This is a genomic window from Belliella calami (genome assembly GCF_022549695.1).
GTDB classification, from domain to species: domain Bacteria; phylum Bacteroidota; class Bacteroidia; order Cytophagales; family Cyclobacteriaceae; genus Belliella; species Belliella calami.
On record NZ_JAKZGS010000011.1, the window covers coordinates 28,469 to 51,890 of the forward strand.

A 23,422-nucleotide genomic window follows, 5' to 3' on the forward strand; every position below is an offset into this window, starting at 1 on the left:
CCCAATTTAAGAAGGTTCTTCCAATTAATTCAAGCCTTGTGCCAAGGTTATGTTATTCGGCAATTTGTCAGGGATGGTTAGAGTAGATCTAGGTCTATTTCCATGATATATCCAAAATCATCCACAAAATAAACTTTATTATTCCTTTCAAATAATGTTTTTAAGTTAGTTCGATAATAATAGCTAAATAAGTTAGGGAAGCTTCTTATGTTTAGTTCTTTGGTAAAAGGATCAAATTGAAGAAGCGTCCCGTCATTCGTAAGTAGAGAAGGACTACCGTCTAGATATATGATATTTGAACGATATGAGAAGAAAGTGTTGTTGATTTCCCCAGAGACATTTATCCAATCACCTGAACTTGGATCAAGCTTTACTAACTGAACACTATTTAACAATGTACTCTTGAATGCATAAGTTTCCCCATTGTCATTGAAGCTTATATAAGCGAAAGCGTTGGAGCTTTCACTTAGTTTTTCCCATTCATTTTTAGCTAAGTCAAATTGCCATTTCTCTGTGTACTGATTAGGTTTACCGTTGTGGTAGGAAATATCCGCTGTTAATTTTCCATTCATAAAAGTCGTCCCTAAAAAGATTCCAGCTGAACTTGGGAAATCAGCCATCCTAGAAATACTGTTCGTCTTTGAATCAAATATATAAGTTCTGCCGATAGTTTGGGGAAAACTAAGGGTGGAAGAGCCTAAGATTGCTCTACCATTGTCAATATATTGAACAAAAAGATTGCCTAATCCTATCGTATTCGGAATACTAAGATTGAGTGCTGAAATAGTTTTGTTTTGGTGATTTATTTGCTGTATAATATTGCCATACATTAGGTAGTTTTTCTCCTCAAATTGTAAGACATAAAGTTCTTCTTCAAATCTCCTTGGCAACTTTAAATATGGTACTATAGGGTCAGTTAGTGTGATTTTAATTTTGTTTTTCGAAATAACTCCAAGACTTTTTGCCGAAATCTCAAACTCTCTACCCAACTCTAAAGCTTGGTCTTTGAAATATGTAAAGTCGAAAGTCTGAAGATTTATACTTGATTCATTGATTTCGGAAGCATAAAATAGGTTTGTTAGTGGAATTCTATCATTTATCAAAAGCTTATTGGGATAGAAAATATTGAAATTTGTTCCAAATATTTTAAAAACATCAATAGCTTTTATGCTAAATGATTGGTTCTCCTTTAGCTCAGTTGGATTTACCAAGAATAGGTTATTCAAATTGTACTCTTCCCCTCTGATTGTGAATTTTATTGTGGGGTTGGTGGAGTTTAAATCTGATGGTAAAATCATTGCTATAGTGTCATTGCTGATATAGTTAGGAAGTAATTGTTTTTCGTTTCCTTCTTCGTCAATATACAGGGGGTAATCTTTGGCTGAATATAAAAATGTGCCTGTAACGATGGCTTCTTCATTGAAATTGTAAGTTCTTGGGTTTTGAAGATTGAAGGTGGGTTTTTGAAATGAAAATGCTTTTTTGATAGAAGCGGATTTATCAAAAACTTTGACACCGAGCCTTAGTTCTTTCTCAGAAAAAACATTATTTATATAGTCGAATTCATGTGGCAGCAAAAACTTGAACCCGTGCTCATTAGTTTCAAAAACTTCGACTTCAATAGTATTGCTGATAGTTACGAGATAGTTTTCTTTGAATCGGCTAAAGCCTGTCCCTGATACCTTGATAGTATCCATGAAATATAAAGGTTCAGGGAATTCAATACTTGATATTGTAAAACCTTTACTTCCTCTGCTATCGAATTCAGTACTTCCAGAAAAAGTATATCCTCTACTTGACTTTAGGTATGCTACTACATAATATGTTTTGTTTTCTTGCAATGAATGATTTCCAATCAAAGTAAATCTTCTTGATGGTGAACCTTGCGCACTAATAGTTTCCGCATTTTCTGGTCTTGGAACAGGCTCTGAAGAATACATGAATCCATATTCTTCAATAGGGAATTTTCCAAAATCATAGATTTCACAGCTAAATTCGACTCCTTGGGAGTTGATCTGTCCTATAAACGGGGTACTGAAATTTGGACTGCTAAACTCAAGTTCTGTATCCTCTTTACATGAAAGCTGACTCATCAAAATGATCAAAGACAAAACGAAATGGATTTTCTTCATTTTTTTAAAATTTATATCCCAGAGAAAAAGTGAAAAATTGCCTGCTGAATTTGCTAGAATCTGAGTAGGAGATCAATCGTTGAAAATTTGGAGTGTGTCCGAGGATACTTTCTACCATGATATTATTGTTGATCACTACTCCTAACTTCAACACAGGAGAAAAGGTGAAACCCGAGACGGAAGCTATGTCTGCTGCGCTAAGAGTCTCATATTGATTGCTGCGTTCTAAGCTACTTACAACACCATTTTCACTCTTGCCTACATGAACTGATGGCATCAAACCAAGCCCAATGTAAGGTTGTAAAGTTGCACTTGGAGCAAATGAATAATTGACCGTTAGGGGAATGTTTAGTGCATGTATTTTTGTCTTTTCTTTAGAAGATATAGTGTTGGTGCTGTTCTCTTCTATGACGATCACCTCGGAGTTGAATTGATTCCACAAGATGGAAATGTCTAGACTTATTTTTTTGTATTGCGGTTTTGCGCTTTTGAATCTACCACCAACTTGAATCATCGGGGATATACTATGATTACTCGATGCCCTGAGTCGACTTTCCAAAATTGGCGAAGTTTGAAACATAGTGCCAATTGCTGCTGAATAATCGACATCAATAGTTTGTTTGTTATACGTGGTGTATTTTTCGTTATCACAATCATGTTGTTCTCTAAAAATTGAAATCAATGTTTTATCATTCATTTTGAATTTTCTGTATGGAAAGTTCTTTTCGATTTTACACAGTCCAGATGTGATTGTGAAAAGAGTGTTGTAATTCTCCCTTTTGGCACTTTCTCCGCTATTTGGGTTGAGGAAAATTAGATTTTCATAATAGTCAAAAAGGATGTACTGATTCTTGCTTTTGTAAACTGACAACTTTCCTTCAAACAGTTTTTGTACAAAAATCCCTGATTTGATTTTGGGCTGTTGAACAAAATAGCTTCCGTCGTTTAACCGAATACCTAAAAGATCATCTGTAGTAAATGTTTTTTTATTCCCATTTAGATCTTCATATACAATTGATGTGATTTCATCGTTTGGATCAAATGAAATAATTCCCATAAGGTTTTCTGCATCTTTGGTAATAACATTTCCTTTTGAAGAAATTGTGTTTTGGCAGATTCCTAATTTACTCCCAAGAATTAGGAGGATAAATAGGAGAGTGGTTTTGATAGTTTGATTCATTTTGGAAGTTCCTAAATGTTAGGATTAAATTGAATTAATTTAATTACACCATCTATATTCATAGGGTAATAGAAGGAATCGCCAATAGTAGTGCCTAAATGAAATGTACTTAAGTAATCAAATCCTTGAATAATGTATGGCTCAATTAATAAGGTGTTCATGTTCAATCTGTACAAGTTTTCACTAGTAGCAAAAAAGAGTTGTTCTCCTATCGTAGAGCTTTGGGAATGTTGTCTGATGGATGGCAATGCACTAAATTTCTTGATTTCAATCCATTGATTATTTACAGTGTTGTATTTGAAAAGTGTAGTATGATTATCAAAGGTGTAGTTTCCATGAAGACCATATATTTCTCCATTATGGTCAAATGAATACAAACTTGAACTTTCAGGGAGGATACTTGGTGAAAAGCTTTCCCAAACCTTTGTATTCACATTGTACCTATATGTTTTTTCTACAATTGTGGAGTTATTTTCATGTTGGATATATTCTCCCCCACCAATATAAATATAGTCCCCAAGGGAAAAACTCCATCTTTGAAGGAACGGTTCTGAAGGAATAAAAGGTAATGAAAGCACTTGGTTGCTAATGGGATCGTATTCATAAAATAAATTGAAATTACCTTCATCTGAGTTTATGCTTTCTGAGAAATACAATTTCCCTTTGCTTGCCAAAAAAATTTCAGGGAAATCCAATGGGGAATAAGTAACTGGTATTGGTGCCTTAACCTTTTGAACTTTGCTTAGAATATCGATCTCGTTTATTTGGCCTTCAACTATGTAATATAGTTTATTCCCTATAGTATGAAATTTTTTTACAGAGGAGGGGTTAAGGTCCATTATTGGAGTTCTTGAATCCTTCATATTAATTCGTACTGTAGATGTAGATGTTTCGCCATGAGACACGACAGATAAGTTAAATGAAGTGTTAGCTAATGGTTTCTCAGATAAAAAAACTATTTCAACTTCATTTTCTAGTACATCATGAATATTCATAATAACGTCTTCGTTATCAACTTTGAAAATGTTTAATTCTCTAATGTATGGGTTGAAGTTGTTTCCTTTGATGATCAATTTTTCACCAAATGATGAATTAATCACTTGATTTGGGGCAAAAAATTTAGGAAGCAATTTAAAGTTATTTTCTACAATGTATTCCTTACCTCTAACTTGGACAACTATAGAGGGATTGTCATTGGGGAAAATAGCCCGAGGTTCAAATACAATTGTGGAATCAGTAAATGTTCCAGAAATATGATAATTTGAAGATAGGTTGTTTACTATTCTTATTTCAGACGGGTTGGACCTGAGGTACTTTCCTTTTAAGACTACCGGTTGTGATAAATTAATGAATCTTTCGATATTGATTTCAAACTCAGGTTCTCTGAGTTGGAATGGAAGCTGAAGTGTCAAATTTTTACCAGAGATTTCAAAATCAAACCTTGAAGTCGTACCAAATTGAATGTCTAGGTTGTCTGGGATAATGAATTCAAAATATTCATCTGCCAGCGCTGAAATTCTGGCCTCTAAACCATTCATTTTTGCTTTGTAAGTTCCTAATTTTGGGCTAAGATTTTTGCCATAGACTCTAATCGTGTCATTGAAATATACCTTGTCATTGTATTCAATTCTATCAAAAATAAAACTAGGTGATCCATCACTGACGAAAGTTGTAGGAAGTGAATGGGTAATCCCTTCGGCTGTCTTTATAAAAGCCACTACAGCGTATTGTTTTCCTTTCTCCAGAGAATGAGTAGCCTTGAGTTCAAAAAAACTTTCAGGAGCTCCATCTTTTTTGATTTTATCTCCTGCTTGCAGGATATTTATTACCGATGGTCCATAATAAAACCCGTGTTCTATAATTTCTTGCTTTCCGATATCAATAATATTTGCTGCAAAGACTACGCCTGTGGAATCAATCTCCTGAATGTAAGCAACACTGAGTCTAGGGTTTGTTACTTCAGGTAATTTTTCTTCCTCGCAAGCAAAAAGACCAAAGCAAATTCCAATAGTTATTAGAAGTTTTCTCATCATTTCTTTAATAAAAATGAATAACCTAAGACAAATCCAGTATTGATACCATAGAAGTAAACTGCCCTTGGCAGGTTTACATTTAATTTGTTTGCAGTATAATCAAGGATGAATTCAGCAGAGAGCCTGCTGTTTTTGGACTTTATTAAAATGGCTCCAAGTTTGGCGGATGGACTCAATGTCACAGGGGTTATTTTTACGGTTTCAGCTTCACTGATCACTGTTATGCTCGAACTTTTCGAAAAATTGTCAGTAATGGAATATTCGTTTTCAGATATGTTTATCCTCGTGTTGAATCCAAGACCTGTATAGATGTCTATTTTTCGTGATTTTATAAAGGAATAGTTTGCAAACCATTGAGCTGAAAACACTTGATTCGAATAGATGCTTGTTCCTGTGACACGCTCTCTAATATTCTCATGAAAGTAGTGGATCGTGTTGCTTTGAGGACTAAAACCAACGAGAAAGTCCATCGAAAGTCGTGGGGATTCTCTATATGCACTGATTCTTGTACCGACCATAAAAAGAGGAAATATTGACTTTTCAAGGTTTTGGCTTGTTGGCAAAGAATTGTCCTTTGATTTGCTTATTGAAGTTGTAGCTCCCGCCTGAACTAATAGGCTAGCCTTGAACCTAGGTTTGTTATTTGAGTATAATTTATAAGCTACACCCTTACATTCGTGATAATTGATCAAATAGGAAATCAGGCTTTGATCTTTTAGGGTGATTCTGTTCAATTGATCCTTCAATACCAGCTCACATTCTCCTTTGGTGAGAAAGCTGATTATGCCAATGTATTTTCTGATTTTTCTATCACTTTTATTGATAAGGTTTGTACCGGGAATGCTGCCCTCGCTTAGGGAGATGATTTTCCCTTCAGAAGTCTCAAAGTAGTAATCTCCATCTGATTTCAATAGGTCAAACTCTCCTTGAAATAACTTTTGGACTAGTTGGGGCTTTCCGTCTTTTTTGTTTTCATCTAGTACTTTAGAGACAAAAAGTTCATTGTTTTCCAATATCAAGCTATCTATTTCTAATGCTGAGTATAGGTTGGTTGCACCGTTTTGATCTGAAAGTTTGATTTCATAGATCACTTTCTTTTCATTGAAATTTATAGACCCATGCTTTTTTGATCCATCTTTGAGAAACAGTTGGTCTTCAGAAGGCTTGTCTTTTTGTGCAAAGGCATTGTTTGTCAGGCATATGACAATAAGTGCAAAGAGTGTGGTGAGGTAGACTTTTGTCATATGAATTGGAATAATTACACCAATTCTACTCAAAAAATCAATCAAAAAAAATAGGTCAAAGAAATTTTTCTTTGACCTACTAAATGTTTTTTATGTTGACTAGATCAACCGCCTGTGAAAAGCTTCAAAATATCATTTCCAATAGCAAATACCATTAGCGCCAAAAGCATTACCATGCCCACTTTTTGGGCATTTTCAAGGAATTTATCTGATGGGGTTTTGCCTGAGATCATCTCATACAATAAGAATACTACGTGGCCACCATCCAGAGCTGGAATAGGCAACAAATTCATGAATGCGAGTATCATAGAGATCAATCCAGTAATGCTCCAGAATTTTGTCCAATCCCATTTGTTTCCATATATTTTTGCCATTCCGATAGGGCCGGAAACATTCTTTGCAGATACTTCACCTGTAAACATCCGCCCCAAAGCTCTCGCATTGATTATCACAACCCCAAAAGCTTTTTCTGTTCCTTTTGAAATCGATTCTGCAAATCCAAACTTCTTGGAAACAGGCTCTAATAGTGGGTTGGTGATAAACCCAACAGTTCCATCCTCAGCTACTTTGACAGTTTTGTCAATTTCTTGGCCATTTCGATCAATTTTAATTGAAACTTCCGTATTTGCAGCATCAGCTAACGCATTCTGCCATTCGTTAAAATACTTGACAGGCTGACCATTTACCTCGATAAATCTATCTCCTTTTTGTAATCCTACTCTTTCGGCCTCAGTCCCCTTGGTTACTTCAAAAATATCAAAAGGCATCCTAATGTGGATGAAGTTGGACATGCTTTCTTCATTAGAGAAGGAATTGATAAATCCTCTTGGGATTTTCACCTGAATTATCTCCCCATTTCTCTCCACGGTATAATACCCATCTGTACTCAAAAGCGCGTCACCGCCACTTATTTCTGAAAGACTCTGATAGGGCTCTCCATTGATATCGAGTATTTTGTCTCCATCCTGCAATCCTATTTGCTTGCCAATATCATAAGCTACAATCCCGTGCTCTATTATTTGCTCTTTGGAATAGTAAGTCTCGCCCTTTTGATAAACCAAAGCAACAAAGATTAATATACCTGTGATGACATTGACTATGATACCACCAAGCATCACGATCAATCTTTGCCATGCAGGTTTGGATCTAAATTCCCATGGTTGTGGCTCTGAGTTCATTTGCTCAGTATCCATTGATTCATCCACCATCCCAGAGATTTTTACAAAACCTCCGAGTGGAATAGCACCAATTGAATATTCTGTTTCGCCCCATTGGAAACCTATGATTTTTGGAGGAAATCCTATTGAAAATTTTTCTACTCTCATGCCAAACATCTTGGCTGTAAGCAAATGGCCTAATTCATGTAGCCCAACTAAAATAGATAGTCCCAGCAAAAGCTGACCTACCATTATTAATGTATCCATTATTTATTTTTTACTCTTGATTAATTCTTCTGTTACAATTCTGGTCAATTTGTCTGTCTCTACAAAATCTTGCAAGCTTGGATGTTTGATGAAATCCACTTTATCCAAAGAACTTGCAATAAGGTCTGACATTTCGAGAAAACCAATTTCCTCCCGCAAAAATGCAGCCACAGCGATTTCATTTGCGGCATTTAATATGCATGGCGCATTACCACCCCTTTCCAATGATTCAAATGCCAATCTTAAGTTCTGAAATGTATCCATATCGGGCTGTTCGAAGGTCAAACTTGGATATTGTACGAAATCGAACCTTGGAAAATCCGATCGCAACCTTTCGGGAAAGCTCAAAGCAAATTGAATAGGAATACGCATATCTGGAAGTCCAAGTTGCGCTTTGATAGATCCATCTTCAAACTGAACCAAACTATGTACGATAGATTGTGGATGTACAATCACATCTATTTGATTTGCATTGATTCCAAAAAGCCATTTTGCTTCGATGACTTCCAAGCCTTTGTTCATCAGGGAAGCTGAGTCAATGGTGATCTTAGCACCCATGTCCCAATTTGGATGCTTTAGTGCCTGGGCTTTAGTTACTGTTTCTAAGAATTTTTTGTCTTTTCCTCTAAATGGACCTCCCGAAGCTGTAAGGATGATTTTTTCTATGGGATTGTGAAATTCACCTACCAAACATTGAAAAATCGCAGAATGCTCAGAATCTACAGGATATATATTTACACCTTTTTGTCTTGCCAATTTGGTGACCAATTCTCCAGCTACCACAAGTGTCTCTTTGTTTGCCAAAGCTATTTGCTTACCACTTTCTATAGCTTTGATCGTTGGTATCAACCCTGCATATCCAACCAAAGCTGTCAAAACTACATCAATGGTGTCCATTTCCACTACCTGAGCCAATGCTTTTTCGCCTGCATACACTTTTATATCCATGGGAAGAAGTACTTCCTTGACTTTTTCGTAAAGCGATTCATTGGCAATGACTACACAATTGGGCTTGAATTCGATGGCTTGCTGAATCAACAAATCAGCATTGTTTTGGGCTGTAAGCACTTCTACTTCAAACTTGTCTAAGTTTGATTTGATGACATCGAGAGTTTGTGTTCCGATACTTCCCGTAGAGCCTAAAATGGCAACTCTTCTTTTTTCTGACATGAAATAATTTGTATTAGGCAATTTGGGTTTAAATAAGTCAATATTTTTAAATCTAACTTTCTCACCCTTCCTTAAGTCTGACAAAATTACAAGGTTCAAAGACTTTTCCTTGTGATTTTTCAGTCTTTTTGACTTTTCGTCGATTTGGCATGCAAATAGGTGTTTTTTTTACATAATTTAACTTTTCTATTTAACCGAAAAATTGAATAATCGTAAAAATTAGATGATGAAAAATTTCAAGTTATTAGTTCTCGCTTTCTTTGCCGGTATTGGAGGGGCTTGGGTGTTCCAAGAATTTATGGCAACTCCTCAAGTGCAGGATAACGTTCTTCCTAATCAAGAGTCATTTCAGAGACAACAGGTTAATTTTGATACTGAGACATCTCAAACAAATGTCCCCAATTCTCCTGTGTCATTTATTGAAGCTTCCGAAAAAAGCACACCCTCTGTTGTCTTTATCAAGAATTTTTCAGGGACAGACTACAAACGGTATGGGATTTTCGATTATTTCTTCGGTACGGGCCCAAATCAACGTGTAAGCACAGGCTCTGGGGTTATCCTGAGTCAGGATGGTTATATTATTACCAACAATCATGTAATCGATAGAGCAGAGACTATTGAGGTGGTTCATCAAAAGAGAACCTACCAGGCGAAGTTGATAGGTACAGATAAGAATACTGATATTGCTGTATTGAAGATAGAAGCAGGGAATTTGCCTGCTATAAAGCAAGGAAGTAGCCGAGATTTGAGAATTGGCGAATGGGTGATTGCCGTTGGGAATCCTTTCAATTTGACTTCAACAGTGACAGCGGGAATAGTTTCCGCAAAAGAGAGGCAGATAAATATCTTGGGAGGGGATTTTCCTTTGGAATCATTTATCCAAACAGACGCCCCAATCAACCCAGGGAATTCAGGTGGAGCCTTGGTAAATACCAAAGGAGAATTGGTAGGAATCAATACTGCGATTTTGTCAAGGACAGGGTCATATACTGGATATGGATTTGCAGTACCTGTAGATATAGCAATGAAAATCGCCAATGACCTGATCAAATTTAGAGAAGTTCAGAAAGCGCTTCCAGGAGTAGATGTTGTAGAGATTACCCCTGAGCTCGCAGAGGAAATGAAATTAAACACCTTGGATGGGGTTATTGTCACAAATGTCCTTCGTGGAGGAGCTGCTGAAAAGTCTGGAATTCAAAAAAATGATGTGATTACAAAAATAGAAGATTTTAATGTGACTGGAAAAGGGAGCTTTGAGGAAGTTTTGTCTTATTATTATCCTGGTGACCGTCTGAACTTCACATTCCAAAGAAAATCAGATATGAAAAATGCTGAACTTACACTACAAAATTTAGATGGAGGAACGGGAGTCCTTAAGAGGGAATTTTATAGCTCGGCGTTGTTGGGAGCTCGTCTGGAAGCGATCAATGCAATTGAGAAAGATAGGTTGGGTGTAGATTATGGCGTGAAGATAGTAGGCTTGACGAGAGGATATTTGAGAGATTTGGGATTGAATAATGGCTTTGTACTAACCCAAATAAATGGCGACCCAGCCATTAATCCAGAAAAAGTGGGGGCGTTTTTGGAAAAATTCAATGGCAGACTACTTCTTGAAGGATTTGCATCAAATGGACAGCCCTTTATGCAAAGTTATAGCATAAGGTAGGTAGAAGGATGAAGGAGAAATGATGAAGGATGAAAGGGAAATGATCTAGATTACATAGTTATGAAGGGTGAAACTAGAGATGAGATGCGTTTGAGAATCAAGAGAAAGGAAGCAAGAGGCGAGAGGGGTTTGAGACTCAAGATAGCCCTGAAAGCAAGCATCGGGTTATGACCCGATGTCTAAAAAGATTTCAGTTTAACGTTTGCCCTGACGTAGCATTTGAATAGATGAAGAGGATAAAGAAAAATCAAAAAAAGTGTTAACTACTTTCAACATGTGACTTCTGATTGCTTTGCAAGAAACAGAAATATTTAGCTGATTTTTTCGGTGATTGAAAGAAAAAAAACTATCTTGAAAGAAAACAAAATAGCCATGAAAACTGCACCCTTGACCTGTGAAAAATGTTATTCTGACTTTCAAGAAGCTTTGGAAGAATTGAAATTTGTGATCAAAAATGCAAAAAGCAAAGGTTTAGACGCCAAGCAAGAAGCCCAGATAGTTCGGGTATTTGAATTGACTCATGAATTGAGCTTAAAGACAATCACAGAATTTTTCAGAAATCAAGGACACTCGGGGTTTAGTGGTTCCAGAGATATTACAGTGGAAGCATTTCATGAAGATTTGATTGATGATGGCCAAGGTTGGCTGGATATGATTATTCTGAGAATCAAGTACAACCCCATTTATCCGGAAAACACCCAGAATGAATTGGTAGATAGGATAATAAATTCTTTTGTAAAGTTGTTTGAGAATTTCGAGAGGAAGATGGGAAAAAGGCTTGAATAAGTTTTAAATCAAATCTCTTGTAGCGTTTGCATAACATTTTACGTCTTAGAGAAATACGTTAAAAATATTTCCTTAATTCTCTTTTTTCAAAACGATTTATGATATGAAACCTACCTTCCGATTTCCGAACCAACTCAATCTTCTGATCTTTTCAATATTGACGATTTTCATTTTTCCAGCTTGTCAGGATCAGTCTACAAGTACATTTACTTACAGGGCCCAGATCCCGGTGTATCTGCAGATGAATGATTTCAGAACAACTGAAGCTGTGATTGAGCCAGGAAAGGAACTGGAAAATCCTGGGAAGATTTATATCTATGGAGATTTTTTGTTTATCAACGAACCACAAAAAGGAATTCATATCCTTGACAATTCAAATCCATCAAACCCCATCACTGTCAATTTTCTCAAAATCCCTGGAAATGTTGACTTGGCAGTGAACAGCAATATGCTTTATGCTGATAATTATCTTGATCTTTTGGTTTTTGATATCAGCAATCCAAGAAATATCCATCAAATAAAAAGGGTGGAAGATGTTTTTGAAAGTATGTACACCGAAAGAGGTACAGGGACATTTATGACATTGAAAGATACAGTTATGACCATGGATTCTGAATTCAGTCGCGGATGGGGCTGGGGTTGGGGTAATATTTTTTGGAATAGAGGAGGAATGTTAGCCATGAATTCCGATGCTTCTAGAGGTGGAGGAGAAAGCTACGGGCAAGGTGGCTCGATGGCAAGATTTACATTGATGAATACACACCTTTATGCAGTAGATGAATATTCGCTTAGGGTTTTCAATGTAGAGCAATCAGATAATCCTGATTTTCTTAAAAATATCAATTTAGGTTGGGGAATAGAGACTATTTTTCCTTTTCAAAACAAACTATTTATAGGCTCAAACACAGGCATGCATATCTATGATGCAAGTATTCCTTCAGAGCCTAAGCAAATGTCAGTCTATCAGCATGTGACTGCTTGTGATCCTGTGGTGGTCAATGAAACACATGCTTTTGTTACGTTGAGAACTGGCGTTAATTGTAGATTTGGAGTTGATGAACTTCAGATTCTTAACATAGAAGACCCTTACTCACCTATGTTGCTAAAATCATATCCAATGGAAAATCCCCACGGGTTAGGGATTGCTGGAGATTACTTGTATTTGGCTGAAGGTAAGCATGGGCTGAAAAGCTTCAATGTAGCAGATGTGATGAATATCGATAAGAATCAGCTTGAATATCTCAAATCTTTAAAATCTGTGGATATCATTCCTGGTCCCAAATCATTGATTGTGATAGGTCCTGATGGCGTTTGTCAGTTTGATTATTCGACGCCACACAAACTGGTTCAATTGAGTTGTATAAATGTCAAAAATCCAATAGTAGTTTAAGTGAGGTTATTTTTATTATTTACTGTATTGTTTTTTACGAGCCAATTTTCCTATTCTCAAAGGGAAGTTGGCTCTTATGTTCATCATGCTGAGATTGGAGCCTTACTTGGAACAAGTAACGAAGGTGAAAGAGTAAATTTTTCATTACAATCTTTCCATGGGGTTCAAATCGATAAACTCAATACAATTGGGTTTTTTGTAGGATTTGATACCTATCCTGATTTTAGCCTTATGCCGATTGGTTTTGGTTGGAAACATACCATAACTCCTGAGAAAAAATATTCTTTATATAGCAGTTTAGATCTCGGGTATGGTTCAGCTTGGTTTCAGAAGAAAGAGACAGAAAATGGGTTTCAGTCTTGGGATGAAGGAGGTTTTATGGCTAGTCCAGCCATTGGATTGAGAAAGAAGGATAAATCCGGGAATGATAAGTATTCTTTTGCAATAGGCTTCAAGAAGCAATATGCCAGATCGTATGAAGGGCGATTGTCTTCAGGTATATCCGCAACCGTCGAGGGAATTCCACCAGGGTTTGACTCACTTTTTGAAGAAAAATTTGTTTTCAACAATCTATTCATTCGTGTGGGAATGATTTTTTAGTATATATTGATGCCTAATTGTTAAATTGGGCTTTCAAAAAAACATCAGAAATGCTAGAAGTTATCGGTTTAGTTAAGAAATACGGCAAGGCAAATGCTGTGAATGACATAACTTTTTCGCTTCAAGGAGGTGAAGTGGTTGGACTTTTGGGGCCAAATGGAGCTGGGAAAAGTACAACGATGAAATGTATAGTAGGTTTGCTAAGGAAAACTTCTGGTGAAATCTATATTGGTGGAATCGATCACATGCAAGTGGGTGCAAAAAAACTCTTTTCCTATATTCCTGAAACTCCAAGTGTATACGACTTGCTGACTGTCAAAGAGCACATGCAATTCATCGCCCAGGCATATAAAGTAGACAACTGGCAAGAAAAAAGTGAAGTGCTCTTCGAAACTTATGATCTGACAGATAAAAAAGATAAGTTAGGCAGAGACTTGTCAAAAGGAATGCGCCAAAAAGTATCTATATGCTGTGCCTTGCTTCCTGATCCTCAGATTTTATTTTTCGATGAACCGATGATTGGTTTGGATCCGAAAGCTATAAGGAATACAAAAAGGATTTTCAAGGAACTCAAAGAGCAGGGAAAGACCATCTTGGTAAGCACTCACTTGATCGATAGTGTAGAAAGCATTGCAGACCGGATCATGATCATGAAAGATGGTAATATAGTCGGTAACGATACACTTGAAAACCTCAAAATTCAAATGAAAGAAAATGATTCTAGTTTGGAAGATTTATTCTTAGAATTGACAAAAGATGAATGAAATAAAATTACTCTTCCGAAAAGATTTCTTTATAATCATCAATAATATTAAGCTGATTCTCAAAAATCCTTTGAGACTTTTGCCTTATATTTTTGTGTTGGGATATTTCAGTTTTTTTTATTTTAGGAAAACAAGAAAATCCTCTGAAAGTGTCAATCCTGAGGATCTTGAAAAGCTACAAGAAGCAGCCGAAGGAGCTGTTGATATAAATTATGGGATGGCTGTTCTGGTTGGTGGTTTGACTTTTTTGGCATTGGTATTTCTGGTTTTCCAGTTGTTTAGGGCTACCAAAAAGAATGTGAGTTTCTTTAGTATGGCAGATGTGAATTATTTATTTACAGGGCCATCCTCACCAGCCAATATCTTGGTCTATTATATGATTAGGTCACTTTTGCCGGCTATTGGTGGAAGTGTTTTCTTTATGATCTATGCCAGTTCGCAACTGGTGGAGACCTTTGACTTAGAAGTTTGGCAGATCTGTATCATGGCGATAGGATTGGCACTATTTATATTTATCCTTTCACCCATCAAGTTCTTGGTTTACACTTTGCATACCAAGTACAATATACTTGGATATTTCAAGACGGGTGTTTTTGTTTTGGGTATAATACTGGGGTTGATGATCCTGATTCCCGGATTGATGGCAGAAAAATTTTGGCAGGGAATGTTTCTTTGGATAGCATCACCATGGTTTGATTTCTTCCCATTGATAGGTTGGAGCCGTGCAATATTAATGTTTGCAGGACATCAGAATGTCTGGATTGTCTTGGGGTTTGTTGCAGTCTATGCGATTACCTTTTTCATTATCCTCAAGTTGGTCTTGGTACATTCGGGATACTATTACGAAGATGTGTTGGAATCCACCCAGTCCAAAGAAGAGCTAAAAGAAAAAGCCAAAGGCAAAAGCCAAGCCTCGGAATCTACCATGAGTTTGAACACCAAAAAGCAATTAGATATTCCAAACTTTGGATTTGGTGGGGAAGCACTCTATTGGAGGAATTACGTCCATAGTTCCAGACAAGATTTTCATCCTTTGTTTGGCTTGTATGGTTTGGGTTTTGCTGGACTGGGGGTAATTTTCGCAATACTTTCTAAATTTGATTGGTTTGCACATCAGGTGATCTATTTCTATTTGCTGATGTTGATCTTCATCTACTTTATTGCAGGGATGGGGAGAAACAATGTTGGTGATTTGAAAAAGCCTTTTTTCATTCTGATACCTGCAAGTTGGTCATCGAAGTTCTGGAACATGATCAAGCTGGATGTGATGCAGACTTTGATTTTTGCTACTATATTGATCGTACCGACAGTTTTGATAGCATCTTTAAGCCTTTGGTTGATTCCGACATTTATCTTCTGTATGCTTGCGTTTTATATGTCAGGATTTGCCATGACACTTTGTACGAATGTAGGGTTTGATGAAGGATGGGACAGGAAGTTGATTAAGCCTGTTTTGATTATTGGTGTATTGATGTTTGGAATACTTCCAGCAATTGGCGGAGGTTTTTTTGTATACATTGTATCCAAACAATTTGCCTTAGGGATGTTGGGTATTTCGCTGGGGATGTTCATAGTCACAGCAGTGATGTTGCATGTCGCGATGGATTTGGTGAGAAGGGTGGAGTTTAAGGAGCTTTGATATTGGGGCAAAATTCTATAATTAACTACCTTGGATATTTAATTTGATGATCCTTATTCTTTCAAAACAATATATGAGTATCCGCATTGTTGCACGTTGGGTAAGAAGTAGCTTTGAAGTTGCGGATACTCGTCAGCGGACAAAAGCTCACAGTCAACACATAAATCGTTCATCCGATAATCTATTGTTTGGTTAGGTGCAAGAAAGCGGATAGTCATGAAACAATATTTTTAAAATTCAACACCCCAACCGATCCCCTTTAAAAATATTTGTAACTTGCATTCAAATTAGCAATAACGATCTTATGATTTATAATTCAATAATTGAAACAATAGGAAATACACCTTTGGTCCGCCTGAATAAAGTCAATCAGGGCATCAAAGGCGAGATTTTGGTAAAAGTGGAATACTTTAATCCAGGTAATTCTATGAAAGATAGAATGGCCATCAAAATGGTAGAGGATGCGGAGAAAGAAGGTATTCTGAAACCAGGAGGGACGATCATTGAAGGAACAAGTGGTAACACTGGGATGGGGCTGGCCTTGGCAGCAATCGCCAAAGGGTACAAATGTATCTTCACCATGGCTGACAAGCAGTCAAAAGAAAAAATCGATATTCTTAAAGCTGTAGGAGCGGAAGTAATCGTCTGCCCGACTAATGTGTCCCCAGAAGATCCAAGGTCTTATTATTCTGTAGCAAGGAAATTGAACAAAGATATTCCCAATTCTTTTTACCCAAATCAGTACGATAACTTATCCAACTGGAAGGCGCATTATGAAACTACTGGCCCTGAAATTTGGAAAGATACAGAAGGCAAAATTACCCATTATGCTGCTGGTGTTGGTACTGGTGGTTCTATGTGTGGCACTGCCAAATATTTGAAAGAGCAGAACCCAGATATCATCACTGTGGGAATTGATACCTATGGTTCTGTATTCAAAAAATTTAAAGAAACAGGCATATTTGATGAAAATGAAGTTTATCCATATCTGACTGAAGGTATTGGTGAAGATATTTTGCCCAAAAATGTAGATTTTGACATGATCGATCACTTTGTGAAAGTGACTGATAAGGATTCGGCAGTGATGACAAGAAGGTTGTCGAGAGAAGAAGGTCTTTTTGTTGGTTGGTCATGTGGATCGGCTGTGCATGGAGCTTTGGAATATGCCAAGGAGCACCTTAAAGAAGGAGATAGAATGGTCATCATTCTTCCTGACCACGGCACAAGGTATTTGGGGAAAGTTTATAATGATGATTGGATGAGAAATCATGGCTTCTTGGAAGATAGATCATTTGGAACTGCAAGAGATATCATTGCATCTAGAAATGGAAGCTATCAGCTAGTAGTTACCCAAAAATCAGACAAAGTAAGAGAAGCGATTGCATTGATGAATAGTACAAGTATTTCTCAGATTCCAGTAATGGACAATGGAAATGTTGTCGGATGTATTACAGATAACAAGCTTTTGAGCAAGATCATCGATAACCCAAATCTCAAAGATTCTCCTGTATCAGAAGTTATGGAAGACTCTATGAAATTTGTGGCATTGGATAGTACGCTGGATGTACTTTCATCGATGGTGGACAAAGAAAAAGCTGTTTTGGTACGTGATGATAAACATCAGATTCACATAATTACAAAACATGATATATTAGAAGCTATTACGAAGTAAGGATAAGATTTTAGATTCCTAGGAATAGAACGCCTACTGAAAGATGCTATCTTTCGGTAGGCGTTTTTTTTTATAATCAGACGATTACTACACCCTTTCAGGGTTTTTTGGGAGATTCTAGCTTGGTTATCGATGGGTTTTACCCATCGTTAATGTCACTAACCCTTTCAGGGTTTTTGAGTTTAAGATTCTCTTATTTTGTAATGAATTTTAACTGTTAGATTCTTATATTCTTTCATGGTTTTTGGGGTTTAAGATTTTCTTTTCAGTGAATTTTAACCGTTAGATTCCTACACCCTTTCAGGGTTTTTTGGGAGATTCTCGCTTGGTTATCGATGGGTTTTACCCATCGTTAATGTCACTAACCCTTTCAGGTTTTTGAGTTTAAGATTCTCTTATTTTGTAATGAATTTTAACTGTTAGATTCTTATATTCTTTCATGGTTTTTGGGGTTTAAGATTTTCTTTTCTGTGAATTTTAACCGTTGGATTCCTACACCCTTTCAGGGTTTTTTGGGTAGATTCTAGCTTGGTTATCGATGGGTTTTACCCATCGTTAATGTCACTAACCCTTTCAGGGTTTTTGAGTTTAAGATTCTCTTATTTTGTAATGAATTTTAACTGTTAGATTCTTATATTCTTTCATGGTTTTTGGGGTTTAAGATTTTCTTTTCCTTGAACTTTAACCGTTGGATTCCTACACCCTTTCAGGGTTTTTTGGGAGATTCTCGCTTGGGTATCTCGATGGGTTTTACCCATCGTTAATAGCATTAACCCTTTCAGGGTTATTAGATTATATCCAAATGAAAAAAGATGTCTAGCTTTTAAAACTTTTGAAGTATCGTAAAATGCAAAATGCCCTGAAAGGGCAGTTGACACTAACAATGGGTAAAACCCATTGATAAAATGAACTAAAGCCTCACCTTGCCCTGAAAGATCACTTGATATTAGCGATAAGTAAAACCCATTGAATAAATGTGTTATCAAACTAGTGCCTCCTTGCCCTGAAAGGGTATTTGATAACAACAATGGGTAAAACCCATTGCACAAATAGACAAAGAGCTCCGCTTGCTGAAAGGGCATTTGATAACAACATTGGGTAAAACCCATTGACCAAATAGAGTCATAGAGATTCGCTTGCCCTGAAAGGGCAATTGATATTAACAATGGGTAAAACCCATTGAATAAATGTATCGTCACGCTACCTCCCCAGCCCTGAAAGGGCTATTGAAAAGATGTTAATTTCAATTTTGGAATTTAAAACATTTAAATTAAATTAATGGAGCATTAAAACAGATAATATCAAAGTAATTTGGTACATCGAAAATTAAGCTTCTCTTCTCAGTATTTTTAATCTAAAGCCCTTTTTCAGGGATTTGTTTTATGGGACAATCATTAGTAAAAAATTATATCCATATTGTATTTAGCACTAAGCATAGAATGCCGCTTATTAAACCAGATATTGAAAGCCGCATTCATAGCTATTTAGGAGGAATTTGTAATCATTATGAATCACCTCCAATTATTGTAGGTGGGTATGTTGATCATGTTCATATATTGTGTATGCTCTCTAAAAAGATTGCTTTAATGGAGTTTGTAAAAGAATTGAAATCTAAATCTTCAAAATGGGTGAAAACAATAGATCAAGACCTTGATTCATTTTATTGGCAAGATGGGTATGGTGCATTTTCTGTAAATCCAAGCGAGATTGATATAGTGGTAAAATACATTCAAAATCAACATCAACACCATTCCAAAAAATCTTTTCAAGATGAATACAGGTCATTCCTAAAGAAATATAAAGTTGAGTATGATGAAAGATATGTCTGGGACTGAATTTGTTTCGGTCGTATTCCTACATCCTTTCAGGATTTTTTTCGGATATTCGGGCTTGGGTATCGATGGGTTTTACCCATCGTTAGCGTCACTAACCCTTTCAGGGTTTTTGACTTTAAGATTCTCTTATTTTGTAATGAATTGTAACTTTTAGATTCTTATACCCTTTCAGGTTTTTTGGGGTTTAACATTTTCTTTTCTGTGAATTTTAACCGTTGGATTCCTACACCCTTTCAGGGTTTTTTGGGAGATTCTAACTTGGGTATCTCGATGGGTTTTACCCATCGTTAATAGCATTAACCCTTTCAGGGTTATTAGATTATATCCAAATGAAAAAAGATGTCTAGCTTTTAAAACTTTTGAAGTATCGTAAAATGCAAAATGCCCTGAAAGGGCACTTGATACTAACAATGGGTAAAACCCATTGATAAAATGAACTAAAGCCTCACCTTTCCCTGAAAGGGCAATTGATATTAGAAATAAGTAAAACCCATTGAATAAATGTGTTACCAAACTAGTGCCTCCTTGCCCTGAAAGGGTACTTGATACTAACAATGGGTAAAACCCATTGACCAAATAGGCTAGATCGGCCTTGCCCTGAAAGGGCAATTGATATTAGCGATAAGTAAAACCCAATGAATAAATGTGTTACCAAACTAGTGCCTCCTTGCCCTGAAAGGGCACTTGATACTAACAATGGGTAAAACCCATTGACCAAATAGGCTAGATCGGTCTTGCCCTGAAAGGGCAATTGATATTAGCGATAAGTAAAACCCATTGAATAAATGTGTTACCAAACTAGTGCCTCCTTGCCCTGAAAGGGCACTTGATACTAACAATGGGTAAAACCCATTGACCAAATAGGCTAGAGCTCCAACTTGCCCTGAAAGGGCAATTGATATTAGCAATAGGTAAAATCCATTGAATAAATGTGTTACCAAACTAGTGCCTCCTTGCCCTGAAAGGGCACTTGATACTAACAATGGGTAAAACCCATTGACCAAATAGGCTAGAGCTCCACCTTGCCCTGAAGGGGCAATTGAATGGTAAATGAATAAGATATACCTTAATCCAACAAAAAATTGTTAAAGAACGTGCTTTTCATTCCTAGCCAAACAAAAAAGAAGAGTAATCCCCAAAATAAGTAAACCCTATAATAATCCATGGTTTCTTTGTATCGGGATTCGATAATCTCAGCTTTTTCAAGTGTATCGATTTCTTCAAAAATCCTTTCTAATGCATTGTCATCGGAAGCTCTGTAGAATTGACCACCTCCAATCTTTGCGATTTCTCTCAAGGTAGTTTCATCTAAATAACTTTCTATCATCTGTGGTCTTCCAAAAAAGTCCACACCATAAGGAACCATCCCATCTTTTCCTACTGCTATAGAGTATATCTTGATATCAAAAGCAGTTGCCAATTCAGCTGCAAAAATAGGATCTACATTCCCTGCATTGTTCTCTCCATCACTTAGAAGGATCATAACTTTGGATTTTGATTCTGCTTCGCGCATTCTGTTAGTCCCTGAAGAAATCGCACTTCCAATTGCTGTTCCTTTCGCATCCATCATATTGAAGGAAATATCTTTGATTAAATCAGTCAGTAGGCCATAATCAGTTGTCAATGGTGCCAAAGAATACGCCTCTCCTGAGAAAATCACCATTCCAATTCTATCTCCAAGCCTTCCGTTTATAAAATCAATGGCCGTTTCTTTTGCGGCTTCTAGCCTGTTAGGTTTGAAATCTTGCAAATCCATGGACTCGGAAATATCCATCACCAGCATGATATCTATCCCCTCCGTGTATTGCTCGACCCTTTCGTTGGTCTTTTGTGGACGGGCAAGTGCTACCACTACCATCCACAAGGTCAAAAGAAAGAAAAGGGTCGGGATCAATCTTAAATATGTCCAAGGATTGCTTTGGGCAACGCTTTTTGGAAGGGAGATTTCCAATACAGGATTTTTGAGAAATTTTATGAATTTCCTCAAAAGCATCAGCAAGGGCACAGCCCATATCAGGTGTAATGCCCATAGATTTTCCCATTCAAATCCACGAAGCGTTTCTGGAAAAAACCAATACAAGGATAAAAAATCAGATATACTATTTGCGCTCATCTTTCTGGGTAATTTTTTGTTGATAGGTATCCGCACATATTCCCTTTAGGTTCTGACATGCTTGTCCTATATCCTTGCCTTCCTTTCCGGCATAAATGATCATTTCTATTTCTCTGAAGTCCTTGATGATTTCCTTGTTTTCCAAGAATTCTGAAATCTCTACAGTAGTCCACTCTCTGAAAGGTTTGTTTTTGAGGTGCTCCATGTAAGCCTTCCATAACCCCAGCATTTCATCTGCATTGGACATATCAGGATTGCTGGAGAAAGCTTTTTCTGCCTTTTCCCAACGTAGTAAGAATCTTTTGTATTTCTGCTTTTCCAGCCACAGAATCCATCTTTTTTGGATAGGTTTTCCAAAGAAGAAGAGAAGAACTGATACCACAATCAATGCAGCAACCAAAATACCTATCAATAGTGGATAATTAAAATCCTTTTCAATAGGCTGATACACATTGTTGTCTTTGAAAGCAAGCTCTTCTGGAAGTGGGTTGATGGTAAGTTTGAGTGCCAAGTCGGCCTCGTCAGTCATGTATGTAATACTGTCGTATTTGAGGATCTCGTAAACAGGTAGGGAGAATTTTAGTACTGGATCTAAAGAGAAATTAGACAGATAGTAAACTGCACTATCCAAAGTTTGACCTTCTTTTGTATTGGAGATGTAGGTTTTCTTTTCCAAAAAAACCAAAGGACTAAAGTCATAAGTAGAATCTGGGAAAATGATATTGTATCCTTTTCCATAAGTAGCCTTGAGGACATACGGTATCCTCTCTCCAAGTTTTGCTGAATCTTGCAAGAAATAACCTTCCACTTTCAAGTCTTGTCCCAAACTCAAAGTGCTTGAAATCAGCATGATTGCAAATCCGAGTAAAATTATGCGAATTTTAGCCACGTTTCATGGTTTTGTTACGAGTTTTGAATAATTCGATCAAAGGTAGTACGATATCTTGTCTTGTATCGATGCCTAGATAATTGATTTGGTTTTTTTTGCAGATATTTTTCAGATGGTCTCTTTCTGTAGTGAAAGTTCCAGAGATTTTCTTGGAAAATGATCCAAATGCAGTATTTACCCAAGTAGTGTTACCTTGTTCTTTGTCATATACGGGAATGATACCCAACGATGGTAATTTGGATTCTCTAGGGTCAGTCAATTGTATCGCTACCAAATCATGTCTTTCGGCAAGTGCTTTGAATGGCCTTTCATATCCTTCATCGATAAAATCTGAAATGATGATAACAATGCTCCTCTTTTTGATCAAGTTGAGAGCAAAAGTGAACATTTCGTTCAGATTTGTCTTCAGGGATTTGTTTTCGTGGTTGAAAACACCCTTTATGATTTTCACACCCTGTTTTGGGCCTTTTCCTGGTAAGATGATTTTTTCCTTTTCATCAGAATAAGAAATCAGTGCTACTTGGCTTCCTTCAAAGATCGCAGCCAAAGTCAACACACCCGCAATTTCTTTTCCAAGATCTATTTTTTTTCTGCCAACTTCTCCAATATCTTGCGATCCACTGACGTCCAAGAGGAAATAGACACATTGGTCTTTATCTTCTTTGAATGTTTTGACGAAGGTTCCGTGGCCTTTGGCAGAAACTTTCCATTCTATAGTCCGTACATCATCTCCATACTGGTAAGGTCTCAAATCATCAAACTCCAAGCCAGCGCCTTTGAAAATTGACTGATAATCTCCTTGAAGGTGGTTGTTGGCTACCTTTCGGATCATTATCTCATATTTTCTTAATTTCTTTAGCAGTTGGTTCATATTCGTCGTTTTCG

At 36.8% G+C, this 23,422-nt stretch carries 17 protein-coding genes; 8 read left to right on the forward strand and 9 right to left on the reverse strand.

Going from position 1 to position 23,422, the window contains the following annotated elements; genetic code table 11:
* Positions 1-77: 77 nt before the first annotated feature.
* The 6 genes from MM236_RS13115 to MM236_RS13140 all read right to left on the reverse strand — a co-directional run bounded on the left by MM236_RS13115 (position 78) and on the right by MM236_RS13140 (position 9,183).
* A complete protein-coding gene (locus MM236_RS13115; protein WP_241275441.1) occupies positions 78-2,132 on the reverse strand; it encodes a Kelch repeat-containing protein in 2,055 nt (684 codons plus the stop codon).
* Between the two features lie 4 nt (positions 2,133-2,136).
* Positions 2,137-3,312: an outer membrane beta-barrel protein gene (locus MM236_RS13120; protein ID WP_241275442.1), complete on the reverse strand. Its 1,176-nt coding sequence runs from the start codon at positions 3,310-3,312 to the stop codon at positions 2,137-2,139.
* Between the two features lie 11 nt (positions 3,313-3,323).
* Positions 3,324-5,345 (reverse strand): Kelch repeat-containing protein, encoded by a 2,022-nt coding sequence (locus MM236_RS13125; RefSeq protein WP_241275443.1) that lies wholly within the window; start codon positions 5,343-5,345, stop codon positions 3,324-3,326.
* On the reverse strand, positions 5,342-6,589 hold the full coding sequence (locus tag MM236_RS13130) for a hypothetical protein (RefSeq protein ID WP_241275444.1): 1,248 nt from the start codon (positions 6,587-6,589) through the stop codon (positions 5,342-5,344). Before MM236_RS13130 ends, MM236_RS13125 begins: the two co-directional genes overlap by 4 nt.
* Before the next feature lie 104 nt (positions 6,590-6,693).
* Entirely contained in the window at positions 6,694-8,013 is a 1,320-nt protein-coding gene (rseP, locus tag MM236_RS13135) for an RIP metalloprotease RseP (protein ID WP_241275445.1), read from the reverse strand.
* A 3-nt stretch (positions 8,014-8,016) separates the two neighbouring features.
* The gene (locus tag MM236_RS13140; RefSeq protein ID WP_241275446.1) at positions 8,017-9,183 is read right to left on the reverse strand and encodes a 1-deoxy-D-xylulose-5-phosphate reductoisomerase; all 1,167 of its coding nucleotides are present in this window, start codon (positions 9,181-9,183) and stop codon (positions 8,017-8,019) included.
* Positions 9,184-9,406: 223 nt separating this feature from the next.
* Here MM236_RS13140 and MM236_RS13145 point away from each other — a divergent pair, with 223 nt between their 5' ends.
* From MM236_RS13145 to tnpA, 8 genes are all read left to right on the forward strand, one after another.
* The gene (locus tag MM236_RS13145; protein ID WP_241275447.1) at positions 9,407-10,849 is read left to right on the forward strand and encodes a S1C family serine protease; all 1,443 of its coding nucleotides are present in this window, start codon (positions 9,407-9,409) and stop codon (positions 10,847-10,849) included.
* Between the two features lie 372 nt (positions 10,850-11,221).
* Positions 11,222-11,635, forward strand: a complete 414-nt coding sequence (locus MM236_RS13150) for a nucleotidyltransferase substrate binding protein (protein WP_241275448.1) — start codon at positions 11,222-11,224, stop codon at positions 11,633-11,635.
* 103 nt (positions 11,636-11,738) lie between these two features.
* A complete protein-coding gene (locus tag MM236_RS13155) occupies positions 11,739-13,025 on the forward strand; it encodes a hypothetical protein (protein WP_241275449.1) in 1,287 nt (428 codons plus the stop codon).
* Positions 13,026-13,625 (forward strand): hypothetical protein, encoded by a 600-nt coding sequence (locus MM236_RS13160; protein WP_241275450.1) that lies wholly within the window; start codon positions 13,026-13,028, stop codon positions 13,623-13,625.
* Between the two features lie 50 nt (positions 13,626-13,675).
* Positions 13,676-14,389, forward strand: coding sequence for an ABC transporter ATP-binding protein (locus MM236_RS13165; protein WP_241275451.1), 714 nt, complete (start codon positions 13,676-13,678; stop codon positions 14,387-14,389).
* Positions 14,382-16,028, forward strand: a complete 1,647-nt coding sequence (locus MM236_RS13170; RefSeq protein ID WP_241275452.1) for a putative ABC exporter domain-containing protein — start codon at positions 14,382-14,384, stop codon at positions 16,026-16,028. Before MM236_RS13165 ends, MM236_RS13170 begins: the two co-directional genes overlap by 8 nt.
* Positions 16,029-16,332: 304 nt before the next feature.
* Positions 16,333-17,700: a cystathionine beta-synthase gene (locus tag MM236_RS13175; protein ID WP_241275453.1), complete on the forward strand. Its 1,368-nt coding sequence runs from the start codon at positions 16,333-16,335 to the stop codon at positions 17,698-17,700.
* A 1,382-nt stretch (positions 17,701-19,082) separates the two neighbouring features.
* Complete coding sequence (tnpA, locus tag MM236_RS13180; RefSeq protein ID WP_241275454.1) at positions 19,083-19,535, forward strand: IS200/IS605 family transposase; 453 nt, start codon at positions 19,083-19,085, stop codon at positions 19,533-19,535.
* Positions 19,536-20,601: 1,066 nt separating this feature from the next.
* Here the strand turns inward: tnpA and MM236_RS13185 are convergent.
* The 3 genes from MM236_RS13185 to MM236_RS13195 are packed head-to-tail and all read right to left on the reverse strand — an operon-like array spanning position 20,602 to position 23,408.
* Complete coding sequence (locus MM236_RS13185; RefSeq protein ID WP_241275455.1) at positions 20,602-21,648, reverse strand: vWA domain-containing protein; 1,047 nt, start codon at positions 21,646-21,648, stop codon at positions 20,602-20,604.
* Entirely contained in the window at positions 21,635-22,537 is a 903-nt protein-coding gene (locus MM236_RS13190; protein WP_241275456.1) for a hypothetical protein, read from the reverse strand. Before MM236_RS13190 ends, MM236_RS13185 begins: the two co-directional genes overlap by 14 nt.
* A complete protein-coding gene (locus MM236_RS13195; RefSeq protein ID WP_241275457.1) occupies positions 22,530-23,408 on the reverse strand; it encodes a DUF58 domain-containing protein in 879 nt (292 codons plus the stop codon). The genes MM236_RS13190 and MM236_RS13195 overlap by 8 nt, the downstream gene beginning before the upstream one ends.
* Between the last annotated feature and the right edge of the window lie 14 nt (positions 23,409-23,422).

Coding starts and splice junctions, on each gene's coding strand:
- rseP (WP_241275445.1), bottom strand. CDS start 8,013: ATGGATACATTAATAATGGTAGGTCAGCTTTTGCTGGGACTATCTATT.
- MM236_RS13155 (WP_241275449.1), top strand. CDS start 11,739: ATGAAACCTACCTTCCGATTTCCGAACCAACTCAATCTTCTGATCTTT.
- MM236_RS13175 (WP_241275453.1), top strand. CDS start 16,333: ATGATTTATAATTCAATAATTGAAACAATAGGAAATACACCTTTGGTC.
- MM236_RS13120 (WP_241275442.1), bottom strand. CDS start 3,312: ATGAATCAAACTATCAAAACCACTCTCCTATTTATCCTCCTAATTCTT.
- MM236_RS13145 (WP_241275447.1), top strand. CDS start 9,407: ATGATGAAAAATTTCAAGTTATTAGTTCTCGCTTTCTTTGCCGGTATT.
- MM236_RS13195 (WP_241275457.1), bottom strand. CDS start 23,408: ATGAACCAACTGCTAAAGAAATTAAGAAAATATGAGATAATGATCCGA.
- MM236_RS13185 (WP_241275455.1), bottom strand. CDS start 21,648: ATGAGCGCAAATAGTATATCTGATTTTTTATCCTTGTATTGGTTTTTT.
- MM236_RS13150 (WP_241275448.1), top strand. CDS start 11,222: ATGAAAACTGCACCCTTGACCTGTGAAAAATGTTATTCTGACTTTCAA.
- MM236_RS13140 (WP_241275446.1), bottom strand. CDS start 9,183: ATGTCAGAAAAAAGAAGAGTTGCCATTTTAGGCTCTACGGGAAGTATC.
- MM236_RS13125 (WP_241275443.1), bottom strand. CDS start 5,345: ATGATGAGAAAACTTCTAATAACTATTGGAATTTGCTTTGGTCTTTTT.
- MM236_RS13115 (WP_241275441.1), bottom strand. CDS start 2,132: ATGAAGAAAATCCATTTCGTTTTGTCTTTGATCATTTTGATGAGTCAG.
- tnpA (WP_241275454.1), top strand. CDS start 19,083: ATGGGACAATCATTAGTAAAAAATTATATCCATATTGTATTTAGCACT.
- MM236_RS13170 (WP_241275452.1), top strand. CDS start 14,382: ATGAATGAAATAAAATTACTCTTCCGAAAAGATTTCTTTATAATCATC.
- MM236_RS13130 (WP_241275444.1), bottom strand. CDS start 6,589: ATGACAAAAGTCTACCTCACCACACTCTTTGCACTTATTGTCATATGC.
- MM236_RS13165 (WP_241275451.1), top strand. CDS start 13,676: ATGCTAGAAGTTATCGGTTTAGTTAAGAAATACGGCAAGGCAAATGCT.